This is a genomic window from Mesorhizobium sp. BR1-1-6 (assembly GCF_020165355.1).
GTDB lineage: Bacteria > Pseudomonadota > Alphaproteobacteria > Rhizobiales > Rhizobiaceae > Mesorhizobium.
In genome coordinates this window covers 396,771-409,543 of the sequence record NZ_JAIUHZ010000004.1, presented here as the reverse complement: position 1 = coordinate 409,543, position 12,773 = coordinate 396,771, and the positions used below count along the sequence as shown (strand labels likewise).

Here is a 12,773-nt window from a genome sequence, read left to right as displayed (position 1 = left end):
GAAATGCGCCTGCCGTCGCCCTAACCATGCCCTCATGATATCTCCTCAAACCTCCGCCGGCAGCCTCATCCGTGAATGGCGCACGCGACGCCGGATGAGCCAGCTCGACCTCGCCACGGAAGCCGATATCTCGCAGCGGCATCTGAGCTTCGTCGAGAGCGGGCGGGCCGCGCCGTCGCGCGACATGGTGCTACACCTGGCCGAGCAGCTTTCGATCCCGCTTCGCCAGCGCAACCAGCTCTTGCTGGCGGCGGGCTTTGCGCCGAGCTTCAGCGAAAGGCCGCTGACCGACATTTCGCTGGCACCGGCCATGGCGGCGGTCGAGACGGTGCTTCGAGGGCACGAGCCGTTCCCGGCGCTCGCGGTGGACCGGCACTGGAACCTCGTTTCGGCAAACGCTGCCATTGGGCCGTTCCTGGCCGACGTTTCCGAGCCCTCGCTGCTCAAGCCGCCAGTCAACGTGCTGCGGCTCAGCCTGCACCCTGGAGGTGTCGCGCCGCGCATCGTCAATCTCGCGGAGTGGCGGGCGCACCTGCTGGAACGCCTGAAGCACCAGAACGACGCGTCAGGCGATCCGGTGCTGATCGAACTGGAGCGTGAGTTGCGCGGTTATCCCTCCGGCCTGAAGAGTGGGCGGCCGGCGCGGGTCGAGCCGAGCGGCATCGTGCATCCGCTGCGGCTTGCCCATGGGGATCAGGTGCTGTCGTTCATCAGCACCATCACCGTGTTCGGCACGCCGCTGGACGTGACGCTGTCGGAGCTGGCGATCGAGTCCTTCTTTCCGGCCGACGAGCAGACGCGGACGGCGCTGGTAAGATTGGCGAAAGAGCGGGCCTAACGGTGCTGATCACCCCTGCGGCGGGGCGGCCTTGCGCGTGCGGGTGCGTTCCAGGCCGAGTTGACGTTCGCGCCAGATGATGAAGATGCCGGCGGCAACGACGATCAGACCGCCGGTCAGCGTGTTCAGCGTGGCGACATCGCCGAAGACGAGATAGCCGACCAAGACGCCGAGGATCATCGAGGTGTATTCGAACGGCGCCACCACCGATGCCTCGGCATGGCGGTAAGCCGAGGTCATCAGGATCTGGCCAAGGCCGCCGCAGAAGCCGGCGGCGACAAGAAGGACCGCCTGCCCCGGCGTCAGCGCCTGCCACCCAAACGGCAGCGACAGCAGCGCCATGACGCTCGCGGTGACCGAAAACCAAAGCACGATCGTGGCGGTGCGCTCGCTTTGCACGAGATTGCGCACGAGCAGCATGGCGACGGCCGAAATCGCCGCCGCTATCAATGCGGCGATGACGCCGAGCACCTCCTGGTCGTCGAGCGCCTCGCCGGAACTCAGGAGCGTCAGCTCCGGCCAGGAGATGATCAGCACACCGACGAGGCCGACGGCGACCGCGCTCCAGCGATAGACACGAATGGCTTCGCCGAGGAAAATCGAGCTGAACACCACCACCAACAGTGGCTGGGCGTAATTCAGCGTGATTGCTTCCGGCAGCGGCAACCGCGTCAGCGCGAAGAAGCCGAGCCCCATGGCGCAGACGCCGACGACGCCGCGCGCGATGTGGTTGAACGGACGGCTTGTACTGAAAGCCGTGCCGAGATTTCCCTTGAAAGCCAGAAAGGCAATGATCGGAAAGATAGCGAAGAAGGAGCGGAAGAAGACGATCTGTCCCGCCGGCACAGTGCCCGCCGCCTTGATGCAGGTCGACATGCCGACGAAGACCGCCACCGAGACGATCTTCAGCATAATGCCAGTGAGCGTGTTGTGCCCTACGGTATTGTCACTGTTGTCGCGGCCTGCTGTCACGCTCCCGCCGCTTCCCGCGTGGTTGCCCAGGTGCGCGCCGGCGTTGCCGGGCTCTCGATATGCCTGACGTCGTAGACGGCGGCCATGACTGCCTCGCGATGCTGGAAAGGAGGGTCTGAATAGACCTTGTCGCAGTTTTGTCGAGGCGCCGGTTCGTGTAAAGAGCGCGGACTTCAAATTTTTGGACGGGCAGGACAGGCCCGGAAAGACAGGAACCACGGAATGCGCACCGACACTGGCCAGGTCTTCAAACTCGAAGACTATCGCCCCAGCGACTATCTCATTCCGGAAACGAACCTTGAATTCCGTCTTTCGCCAGGCGCGACGATCGTCACGGCAATTTTGACCGTCGAGCGCCGGGATGGCGTCGCGGCCTCTACGCCGCTTGTGCTGGATGGCGACGGGCTGACGCTCAGGCGCGTCGAGATCGACGGCAGGAAAGCCAAGCCGACGGATTTTGCCGTGACGCCCGACCGACTGACCATCCTCAGGCCCCCGGCGGCGCGTCGCTTTCGGCTGTCGATCGAGACCGAGCTGGCGCCGTCGGGCAATGAAGCGCTGATGGGCCTCTACCGCTCAAGCAACGTCTATTGCACGCAATGCGAAGCAGAGGGCTTCCGCCGCATCACCTATTTCCTCGACCGCCCCGACATCCTTTCCGTCTACACCGTGCGGATCGAAGCCCGCCGCGACGAGGCGCCGCTGCTTCTGTCCAACGGAAACCGGGTCGACAAGGGCGATCTCGGCGATGGCTGGCACTATGCCATTTGGCACGATCCCTTCCCCAAGCCATCGTATCTGTTCGCGCTGGTCGCCGGCAATCTCGGCCGGGTCGCCGACAGTTTCGTCACCATGTCCGGCCGCACGGTCGAGCTCGGCATCTATGTCGAGCCCGGCAAGGAGAAGCTCGCCGGCTACGCCATGGATGCCTTGAAGCGATCGATGCAATGGGACGAGGAGGCATTCGGCCGCGAATACGACCTCGATGTCTTCAACATCGTCGCCGTGTCCGACTTCAACATGGGGGCGATGGAGAACAAGGGCCTCAACGTCTTCAACGACAAATATGTGCTGGCCGACCGGGAGACCGCGACGGACGCCGATTTCGCCAATATCGAGGCGATCATCGCGCATGAGTATTTCCACAATTGGACAGGCAACAGAATCACTTGCCGCGACTGGTTCCAGCTTTGCCTGAAGGAAGGGCTGACCGTTTATCGCGACCACGAATTCTCCGCCGACCAACGTTCGCGTGCGGTCAAGCGCATCGCCGAGGTGCGCACGCTGCGCGCGCATCAATTCCCCGAGGACCAGGGGCCGCTGGCACATCCGGTCAGGCCGCGCCGCTATCGCGAGATCAATAATTTCTACACGGCGACCGTCTACGAAAAAGGCTCGGAGGTGGTGCGCATGATCCGTACCATCCTCGGGCCTGATAGCTTTCGCGCCGGCATGGACCTCTATTTCGAGCGGCACGACGGCACGGCGGCGACGATCGAGGATTTCCTGACAGTGTTCGAGGAGGTGTCCGGCCGCGACTTGTCGCAATTCGCGCTCTGGTACCATCAGGCCGGCACCCCTAACCTGGCGGTGAGCTCGACTTATAACTGGGCGGAGCGGGAATTCACGCTGGAAATCGAGCAATCGGTGCCGCCAACCCCGTCGGAAAGCCGCAAACGACTGATGCACATACCGCTCGCCTTCGGTCTGATTGGCGCCGGCGGCGAGCCGGTCGCCTATGACGCGGTCGACGGCGCCAGCGTCGAGGACGGCATCATCCACATCCGCAAGCGCCGGCATGTGGTGCGCTTCTCAGGCGTCGCCGAGCGTCCGGCGATTTCGCTGAACCGCGGCTTCTCGGCGCCGATAACGCTTGCCGTCGAGCAGAAGACCGACGACCAGTTCTTCCTTGCCGGCCACGACAGCGACAGCTTCTCGCGCTGGCAGACCTTCAACACGCTGCTTACGGATGCATTGATCTTGGCCTTCCGCCAGATTCTCGACGGCGCCGAGCCTGGCTTCACCGCGCGGCTGACCGAGCTTGCCGGCAGGATCGCGAGCGACGAGACGCTGGAGCCGGCCTACCGGGCGCTGGCGCTTTCGCTTCCGGGCGAGACCGACATAGCGCGCGACATCGGCAAAAACATCGAACCCAACGCCATCTTCGCTGCGCGCGAGGCGCTGGCGCTGGCAATCGCCAGGGCTAACCGCGACGCGTTCGCCGGCCTCTACGAGCGGCTTGCCGACGCCGGCCCGTTCAGCCCGGACGCAGCTTCCGCCGGACGGCGGGCGTTGCGTAACGTCATGCTTGATTATCTCTCGCTGCTGTCAGATGGCGCCGGGCTTGCGGCGGAGCACTTCCGGTCGGCCACCAATATGACTGACCGCGCGGCGGCACTGACCGTGCTCGCGCACCGCCACCATGGTTCGCCGGAGGCAAACAAGGCACTGGCGGCTTTCGAAGCGACATATGCGTCCGACCCGCTTGTGATGGACAAATGGTTCCAGATTCAGGCCAGCGTACCCGGTCCGCAGGCGGTGGAGACGGTTCGCGCCCTGACCACGCATCCGGCCTTCTCGATGGCCAATCCGAACCGGGTGCGCTCGTTAATCGGCACATTCTCCAGTGCCAACCAGACCGGATTCCACCGCGCCGACGGCGAAGGCTACCGATTCTTCACGCAGACCGTGCTCGAGGTCGAAAAACGCAATCCGCAGGTGGCGGCAAGGTTGGCAACGGCGCTCCGGTCGTGGCGTTCGCTCGAACCTGGCCGGCAGGCCAAGGCCAGGGAAGCGCTGCTTTCGATTGCCAATGCCGAAAACCTGTCGGCGGATTTAAGCGATATCGTCGAGCGTACGCTGGCGTGAGCCAGACCCGAGCGGCCACCATGGTGGTCGGCGGCAATGCCAAGGCAACGCCACCGGCCCGTCAGGCTGTGCTTCTGCTGCTCGAACGGATTCCCGCCTCCCTACGCGGGTATCAACATGGCGATGCGATGCACGCCGACCTCGGCGCTCGTATTCGTCGCCTCGTCGGTCTTGCCCTTGGCGCAAGTGTATATGTCGCCTTCCTTGAGCTTGAACTCCTTGTCGGCCTTCTTGATCGTGAATTCGCCCGCAGTGATGGTGCATACCATGTCGTTGTCCATCACCATCGCCGGCGCATGTGTGCCGGGCTGAAACACGACATCGACGATTGAGATGCTTTTGTAGGCAGGAATGTCTGAGTTTCCCGTGCCTACCTCCACCACTCTGATGCCGGGCGCAATCTCCTTGCCCTCCTTCGGGCCGTATGTCCTCGTTTTTACCGACGCCGCCAGGGCGAACAAAGGCGTTACCGCTGCCGCTGACACGCCGAGAGCAATTGCAGTTCTGCGATTCATGCTTTCCTCCCGATGTGCAATCCCGCACGGAATATGCGTGATTTCTAATATTATTCCCTTTCCACGGTAATCGCCATCGCATGCCTCAGCTCGGTTGGCGGAAAAGCCGCTATTTTAGTCGATTTTTAATCTTTTTTCGCCGGACCACTGGACAAGGCGAATCACCTTTGATTCTTTAATGGCGATTCGGAAGTGCGGCGTTTACCGGATCATCAAGCATAGGCAAATCGGGGAGTGCCATTTATGGCGAAGGCGGACGCGTGGGGCGCGCCCGGAGGGATAGCTTTTGCGCGTCGCGAGACGCCGCGAGGCGACGGCCTTGCCGGGAATACGCGGCTCATCGCCGAACCGGCCTACAAGCGGCTTCTGGCGGCGGAGCCATTGCTGCGCCGATCGATACCGGCTCTCATCGTCATCTTCCTGATCGCGATCGCGGCGCTGCGCGTCCTGTCGCTGATGAACGAACGCGACGATATCGAGCGCAACGCCAAGGCGATCCTGATGCTGGCGTCCGGTCAACTGGCGAGTTCGCTGGCCACCACGTCCGACACCGCGCCGGGCGCCATCCAGGACCTGTTGGAAACGACCAGCCGCCAGGGCGCGATGAGCCGCGGCCACGTTCTTGTCATCACCGACAGCGCCTTCAAGATCACCGCGGTGACGCCGCGCTCGATGTCCTGGCAAGGCCGTTCGCTGGATAGCCTCGCCCAGGGCGGCCAGCCTCTGTTCATGTTCGGCGACCGCGCCGGAGTGATGGAGGTCGATATTGGCGGGCAGGACTGGTATGCAGCGGTCAGCCTGACGAACGGTCGCAAAGGCGCGGCAGCGGCGCTGGTGCCGCAGGACGCGGTTTTCGACGCCTGGCGCAAGACAGTCTCGCTGAATGTGACGCTGTTCGTACTGACGGCCGGCGTGCTGATCATCATCCTCTATGCCTATTTCGGCCAGGCGGCGCGCGCGCAGGCGGCCGACCGCATCTATCTCGAAGCGCATCAACGCATCGACATGGCGCTGGTACGCGGCCGCTGCGGCTTGTGGGACTGGGACATGGTGCGCGGCAAGATGTATTGGTCGCGCTCGATGTACGACATGCTGGGCTACGAGCCATGCGACACGATGCTGTCCTTCGGCGAGGTCGACGAGATCATCCATCCCGATGATGGCGACTTGTTCCAGCTCGCCAACAAGATCGTCGCGCGCGAGATCGATCATATCGATCAGGTGTTCCGGATGCGGCATGCCGACGGGCAGTGGGTATGGATGCGCGCAAGGGCGCAGGTCATGGATCCGGAAGCACCCGAAATCCAGTTGATCGGCATCGCCGTCGACGTCACCGAGCAGCGTCACCTGGCGCTTCGTTCCGAGGCAGCCGATTTGCGCCTGAGGACGGCGATCGAGAACATCAACGAGTCCTTCGTGCTGTGGGATGCCGCCGAGCGGCTGATCATGTGCAATTCCAAATACCAGAAGGACAATGGCCTTTCGGACCGTGACGTGATGCCAGGCGCCGTGCGCGCCACGTTGGAAGAGCGCATGCTCGCTTTCGCTTCCGATCGGCGGCTTGCCAACAGCAATGGACCGCAGGGCGGCGCGACGTTCGAACGGCAGCTGGCCGACGGCCGCTGGTTGCAGGTCAACGAACTCAGAACCCGCGACGGCGGCATTGTCTCGGTCGGATCCGACATCACCCAGATCAAGCTGCATCAAGAAAAGCTGGTCGACAGCGAGCGCCGGCTGATGGCGACCATACACGATCTCAGCCTCGCCCGCCGGGCCGAAGAGGAGCGCGCGCGCGAACTGGTCGAGCTCAACCGCAAATACATGAAGGAAACCGAGCGCGCCGAAGCGGCGAACCGGGCCAAGTCCGAATTCCTGGCCAACATGTCGCATGAACTGCGCACGCCCTTGAACGCCATCATCGGCTTCTCCGAGCTGATGGAACAGGGGCTGTTCGGCCCGCTGGGATCGGAGCGCTACGAGGAATACGCCACCGACATCAACAGCAGTGGCAAATATCTCCTGGGCGTCATCAACGACATTCTCGACATGTCGAAAATCGAGGCCGGCCAATTCTCGCTCGACCGCGAAGAGATCGATCTCGGCCCGCTGATCAGCGAGACGGTCAGGGTCGTCTCGCTGCAGGCCGCACAGAAGGCGATCACCGTGGAGACCCGCATCGCCGACGCGCTGACGCTGTTTGCCGACCGCCGAGCGATCAAGCAGATCGTCATCAACCTTTTGTCCAACGCAGTGAAATTCACCGGCCAAGGCGGCCACATATCGGTCAGGGCCCGCAATACCTCAGGGGCGCTGGTGCTGACGATCGAGGATAATGGCTGCGGCATCCCGAAGGAGGCGCTCGGCAAGCTCGGACGGCCCTTCGAACAGGTGCAGAACCAGTTCTCCAAGAGCCATGCCGGGTCCGGCCTCGGCCTCGCCATCTCGCGCTCTTTGGCCGAACTGCAAGGCGGTGCCCTGAAAATCCGCTCAACCGAAGGTGTCGGCACGATTGTGTCGGTGCGCATTCCCGTGAAGAAGGCGACGCCCGTGGTCAAGGTCGCGGCTTAAGCAACGGGCTCCGGCGATGTCGCCGAAGCCCGTGCCGGAAGGCGTTATTGCATGCTGCCGTCCTCGCCTTCGTCATCCCACTGACGGTGTAAGCCAAAGCGGCCGCCCTTTGGCAGTTCGCCCTTCTTGATCTTTCCGTCATTGTTCTTGTCGAGCAGGGCAAAGAGCTTCTTGTCGCGACTGGCGATGTCGTCCGTCGTCAGCGTACCGTCGCCCTTGTTGTCGTAACGCGCGATGATGCGCCTGGCCATGTGCTCGAAGCGGGCCTTTTCCAGCGCTGCGGCGAGCTGCTCCACCGTGAGCTTGCCACCATTGTCGGCGACCAGCTTCTTCAACCGCGAATCCATGACGCTTGAGAACTGGTCGAAGCTGATGGTGCCGTCATTGTCCTTCATCGCCTTGTTGAGGCGCATCATCGTGCGCTCACGCATGTTGGCGCTGTCGATGTTCTCGGCATAGGCCGCAGTGCCGACGGCTCCTGCCAACGCGATGAAGGCGAACGCGAGCTTGGTTGTCTTTCTCATGGTCTTCTCCTGTTGCATCGTCACCCCCGATGCGATCCGCACGGCCGTTGATCACGGCCGCCCGGCACGAAGCAGAAGGTTGAAATCCTTCCTGACCTTCCGCGACGTCTCCTTGAGATGTGCTTCCAGCACACCGAAATCCGGCAAGTCGGTGACCGCCAGAAGCAGATCCGAAAGCCCCGGCGGCACATCGTCCCGCTCGAACTGGCCGGTGAGGCAAAGCCTGATCATCTGGGTCAGCGCCAGATAGAGGCGGTAGGCCTCGCCAAGCTCCTCCCTGACATCGGCGGCTGCGAATTGTGGCGCAAGGCGCGACAATACCTCCGCGGTTGCCGTGACCCTGCGGCCGGACTCGACATTGCCCGTGACGACGGCCACCTGGGCGATGAATTCGAGATCGATCAGGCCGCCGGCAATGAGTTTGATGTCCCAGAGGTCGCGCGGCGGCTTTTCCTTCTCGATCATGGCGCGCATGTCGGACGCTTCCGCTTTCACCTTTGCTGCGTCGCGCAATTGCCCGAGCACCGCCGCAACGTCGGCTTCGACCTCGGCACAGAGCCTGGCATCTCCGGCAATGGCGCGCGCCCGCGACAGCGCCATGTGCTCCCAGGTCCAGGCCTCCTGGCGCTGGTATTTCTTGAAGGCGTCGACGTGGGTGGCCACTGGCCCCTTGTTGCCGGACGGCCGCAGCCGCAGGTCGAGTTCATAGAGCACGCCTTCCGCGGTCGGCGCGGAAACGGCCGAGATGAGGCGCTGCGTCATCCTGGTGTAGTAATGCGAGGGCGCCAGCGGTTTTTCACCGTCGGATTCCTCGGCGTCCGCATCGTGATCGTAGAGCAGGATGAGGTCGACATCCGACCCCGCCGTCAATTCACGGCTGCCGAGCTTACCCATGCCGAGCAGCGAAACCACGCCGCCGGCGATTGTACCATGGCGCGCCTCGAATTCGGCCATAACCGCGCGCAACGCGGCCTCAATGGTGAGGTCGGCCAGGTCAGAAAAGGCGCGGCCTGCGCGGGCCGGATCGATCGAGCCGGCGAGCAGCCGCACGCCGATCAGGAATTTCTGCTCGGAGGCAAAGATGCGCAAACGATCGAGAACGTCCTCATAGGCGCGGTCGCCTTCGAGGAAAGCGGTAAGCCGTGCCGATAGATAGCCACGATCCGGCAATTCGGTGAGAAGAGCGGGATCGAGCAGGCCATCGAACACATGTGGCCGGCGCGTGATGATCGCGGCCAGTCGTGGCGCGGCGCCCATGATCGTCGCCATAAGCTTCAGCAACGCCGGATTGGACTGGAGCAGCGAGAAGAGCTGGATGCCTGCAGGCAGGCCGGCGAGGAACTCGTCGAAACGGATCAACGCCTCATCGGCCCGACGCGTCTGGCCGAAAGCCTTGAGCAGCGCCGGCGTCAGTTCCGTCAGTCGCTCGCGCGCCTCAGCCGACTGGGTGACGCGGTAGCGACCGAAATGCCAGCCACGGATCACGCGGCAGATGTCGCTCGTTCGCTGGAAGCCGAGACCGTGCAACGTCTGCAGCGTATCGGGGTCGTCGACGTCGCCGGTGAAGACCAGATTGCCGATGCCTGCCGAAAGCTCCGGCGCGGTTTCGAACAGCGCCGCGTAGTGACGTTCGACCTGCTGCAGCGAGGCGCGGAAGCCCAGGGAAAAAGCAGCCGCATCGGCAAAGCCCAGCATGCGCGCGATTCGCTCCAGCCCTTCATCATCCTCCGGCAGGGTGTGCGTCTGCTCGTCGGCCACCATCTGGATGGCATGCTCGACCCGGCGCAGGAACCAATATTGCCGGGCCAGTGCGTCGCGTGCCTCGGCGGTGATCCAGCCGCGCGCGGCCAGTTGGCCGAGCATCGGCACGGTCTCGCGGCCTCGCAGTTCCGGGAAGCGGCCGCCGGCGATGAGCTGCTGCGTCTGGACGAAGAACTCGATCTCGCGGATGCCGCCGCGCCCGAGCTTGACGTTGTGGCCCTTGACCGCGATTTCGCCATGCCCCTTGTGGGCGTGGATCTGGCGTTTGATCGAGTGGACGTCGGCGATCGCGGCATAGTCCATGTATTTGCGCCAGATGTAAGGTTGGAGCTCCTTGAGGAAAGCGGTGCCGGCGTCCAGATCGCCGGCCACAGGACGCGCCTTGATCATGGCAGCGCGCTCCCAGTTCTGGCCGCGCGCCTCGTAGTAGCGCAGCGCCGCCTCGACCGGGATCGCCAGCGGGGTCGAACCGGGATCGGGACGCAGCCTGAGGTCGGTGCGGAAGACATAACCATGTTCGGTGCGGTCCTGCAGGATGCGCACCAGACGGCGCGTCAGCCGCGAAAACAGCTCCGTCGCATCGAGCGGATCGACGACGGCCGACGCTTCCGGGTCGAAGAAGACCACGAGGTCGATATCGGAGGAAAAATTGAGCTCATGCGCGCCAAGCTTGCCCATGCCGAGCAGGATCCAGCCCGACCGGTTCGAGGGATTGGCGGGATCCGGCAACTTCAGCTTGCCCTGGCCATGCGCGTCGCGCAGCAGAAAATCGACGGCGGCGCGCGTGCACGCATCGGCAAGGTCGCTCAACCGCCGCACCGTAAGCGAGGTCTCGGCCTCGGCGGCCAGATCGGCCAGCGCGATCAGGAAATGCGCATCGGCCTTCCATTGCCGCAGTTCCATCATCAATCTGGATTCGGAGATCGTCTCGGAGAACGATGCCCGGTCGATCGCCACGATGATCGCCTTCAGCCGGGCCTCGACCGGCTGGTCGAAAAGCCCATCCAATATCTGCGGCCGGCGACGCGCCATGTCACGCAGGAACGGCGACAGGTCGAAGACAGCGGCCAGGAAGTCCTGCGCCTCACCCGTTCCAGCCAGGAATTTCGCCAGCCGTGTCAATCCTTCTTCGCGTGCCAAGGTGGCGATCTCGGCCAGCTCCTGCCGGGCCCGGCTGTCGTCCAGAGGAGCAAGCCTTGCCGCGGGCTTCAACAGCCAGTCCTTCGCCGTCCGCTTTGCAGCCGCCGTCATCAATGATCCTCCCGCGCGGGAAAACTCATGACCACGGATAATCCGGGATTACCAGGCAACAGATCAAGCCGGCCATAGTGGAATGTCATGACCGCCTTTGCGAGGCTGAGGCCAAGCCCGGAACCTGGCTGGGAACGGCTCTTCTCGAGCCGCACGAACCGTTCGGTCGCCCGGGCGCGATCGGCATCGTCCGGAATGCCCTGGCCATTGTCGGCGACGACAAGCCTGATTTCGCCATGCGTGCGTTCGAGCGTCACGCGGACAGTCGGCTTGGAGGTGGAATCGGTCGAGTACTTGATCGCATTGTCGACGATGTTAGACAGCGCCTGGCCGATCAGCTCGCGGTTGCCGTCGACAAGGAATGCGCCATTGACCGCGGCTTCGAGCGAAACGCCAGCCTCTTCCGCCACCGGCTCGTAGAGTTCGACGACATCGCGCACGGCTGCGGCCAGATCGACGCGACTGGTGCTTTCGGAGGAATAACCCGCCTCCAGCCGGGAGATCATCAGGATGGCGTTGAAGGTCTTTATGAGCTGGTCGGACTCGGCGATGGTGCCTTCCAGCGCCTGGCGGTAGTCCGATGTCTTGTGCTTGCCCGAAAGCGTCGCCTCGGCGCGGTTGCGCAGCCGGGTCAGCGGCGTCTTCAGATCATGCGCGATGTTGTCGGAAACCTGTTTCAGCCCCTCGTTGAGCATGGCGATCCTGGCCAGCATGGCGTTGAGGTTCTCGGAAAGCCGGTCGAATTCGTCACCGGCGCCGGTCACCGGCAGCCGGCCCGAAAGATCACCGCCCATGATGCGGCGGCTGGCTTCCGAAACGCCATCGATGCGCTTCAGGGCGGCGCGGCCGACGAAGAACCAGATCAACAGCCCGCCCAGCCCCATCATGCCGAGCGCCAGCATCAGGGAGCGGCGGATGACGGCGCGGAACCGCTCAGGTTCGCCGAGATCGCGGCCGACCAGCATGATCATCTGGTTCGGCAGGCGCAGCACCAGCGCGATCGCATTGTGGCCCTTCTCACCTTCGGATCGGACCGCCGTATCGCCGGCTTGGGGCGTGGTCTGATCGGAAGGTGTGCTGCGCTGCCGGTCGAGCTCGCCTTCGCCGAAACGACGGTAGGAGAACGGCTCGGTCGTCCAGCCTTCGGTTTCGATGACCCCCGGCTCCAGGCTCTGCACGTTGCCGGTCAGGATCTGGCCGTTGGCGTCGGCGATCAAATAGAGATTGGCGCCGGGCTGGCGCGAGCGCTGCTCCACCACGCGCACCAGGACCGGCAGGCCGCCGCGCTGGTAGGCGCGGGCAAGGCCGAGCACCTCGTCGTTGATGGTCTCCTGCGTCTGCGCGGTCAGCATGCGCGCCGAAAGCGAGGTCATGTAGAGGACAAGCAGCACGGCGCAGAGTGCGAAGAGCAGGAGATAGAGCGCCGAAAGCCGCGCAGCCGTCGTCTTCATGATGGCAGGCACGGAAAGGGCCATG

8 protein-coding genes are annotated in these 12,773 nt (G+C 63.6%); 3 read left to right on the top strand and 5 right to left on the bottom strand.

The features are described from left to right. The first annotated feature begins 34 nt into the window (after positions 1–34). A complete protein-coding gene (locus LB545_RS11905; protein ID WP_140559443.1) occupies positions 35–838 on the top strand; it encodes a helix-turn-helix domain-containing protein in 804 nt (267 codons plus the stop codon). A 9-nt stretch (positions 839–847) separates the two neighbouring features. Here the strand turns inward: LB545_RS11905 and LB545_RS11900 are convergent, their stop codons facing one another. Further along, positions 848–1,750, bottom strand: a complete 903-nt coding sequence (locus LB545_RS11900) for a DMT family transporter (protein WP_224617863.1) — start codon at positions 1,748–1,750, stop codon at positions 848–850. A 282-nt stretch (positions 1,751–2,032) separates the two neighbouring features. Here LB545_RS11900 and pepN point away from each other — a divergent pair, with 282 nt between their 5' ends. Continuing rightward, the gene (gene pepN / locus LB545_RS11895) at positions 2,033–4,678 is read left to right on the top strand and encodes an aminopeptidase N (protein ID WP_140559442.1); all 2,646 of its coding nucleotides are present in this window, start codon (positions 2,033–2,035) and stop codon (positions 4,676–4,678) included. Between the two features lie 101 nt (positions 4,679–4,779). Here the strand turns inward: pepN and LB545_RS11890 are convergent, their stop codons facing one another. Further along, positions 4,780–5,193, bottom strand: coding sequence for a hypothetical protein (locus tag LB545_RS11890; RefSeq protein WP_140520712.1), 414 nt, complete (start codon positions 5,191–5,193; stop codon positions 4,780–4,782). A 243-nt stretch (positions 5,194–5,436) separates the two neighbouring features. Here LB545_RS11890 and LB545_RS11885 point away from each other — a divergent pair, with 243 nt between their 5' ends. Then, entirely contained in the window at positions 5,437–7,761 is a 2,325-nt protein-coding gene (locus tag LB545_RS11885) for a PAS domain-containing sensor histidine kinase (protein WP_140494675.1), read from the top strand. A gap of 44 nt (positions 7,762–7,805) precedes the next feature. Here the strand turns inward: LB545_RS11885 and LB545_RS11880 are convergent, their stop codons facing one another. The 3 genes from LB545_RS11880 to LB545_RS11870 are packed head-to-tail and all read right to left on the bottom strand — an operon-like array spanning position 7,806 to position 12,772. Further along, positions 7,806–8,285 carry a DUF4179 domain-containing protein gene (locus tag LB545_RS11880; RefSeq protein WP_140559441.1) on the bottom strand — a complete coding sequence of 160 codons (480 nt, stop codon included), beginning with the start codon at positions 8,283–8,285 and terminating at the stop codon, positions 7,806–7,808. A gap of 51 nt (positions 8,286–8,336) precedes the next feature. Further along, the gene (locus LB545_RS11875; RefSeq protein ID WP_140559440.1) at positions 8,337–11,297 is read right to left on the bottom strand and encodes a bifunctional [glutamine synthetase] adenylyltransferase/[glutamine synthetase]-adenylyl-L-tyrosine phosphorylase; all 2,961 of its coding nucleotides are present in this window, start codon (positions 11,295–11,297) and stop codon (positions 8,337–8,339) included. Further along, entirely contained in the window at positions 11,297–12,772 is a 1,476-nt protein-coding gene (locus LB545_RS11870; RefSeq protein ID WP_140559439.1) for an ATP-binding protein, read from the bottom strand. The genes LB545_RS11875 and LB545_RS11870 overlap by 1 nt, the downstream gene beginning before the upstream one ends. Position 12,773: the final 1 nt, after the last annotated feature.

Coding starts and splice junctions, on each gene's coding strand:
- LB545_RS11905 (WP_140559443.1), top strand. CDS start 35: ATGATATCTCCTCAAACCTCCGCCGGCAGCCTCATCCGTGAATGGCGC.
- LB545_RS11900 (WP_224617863.1), bottom strand. CDS start 1,750: ATGCTGAAGATCGTCTCGGTGGCGGTCTTCGTCGGCATGTCGACCTGC.
- pepN (WP_140559442.1), top strand. CDS start 2,033: ATGCGCACCGACACTGGCCAGGTCTTCAAACTCGAAGACTATCGCCCC.
- LB545_RS11890 (WP_140520712.1), bottom strand. CDS start 5,193: ATGAATCGCAGAACTGCAATTGCTCTCGGCGTGTCAGCGGCAGCGGTA.
- LB545_RS11885 (WP_140494675.1), top strand. CDS start 5,437: ATGGCGAAGGCGGACGCGTGGGGCGCGCCCGGAGGGATAGCTTTTGCG.
- LB545_RS11880 (WP_140559441.1), bottom strand. CDS start 8,285: ATGAGAAAGACAACCAAGCTCGCGTTCGCCTTCATCGCGTTGGCAGGA.
- LB545_RS11875 (WP_140559440.1), bottom strand. CDS start 11,297: ATGACGGCGGCTGCAAAGCGGACGGCGAAGGACTGGCTGTTGAAGCCC.
- LB545_RS11870 (WP_140559439.1), bottom strand. CDS start 12,772: ATGGCCCTTTCCGTGCCTGCCATCATGAAGACGACGGCTGCGCGGCTT.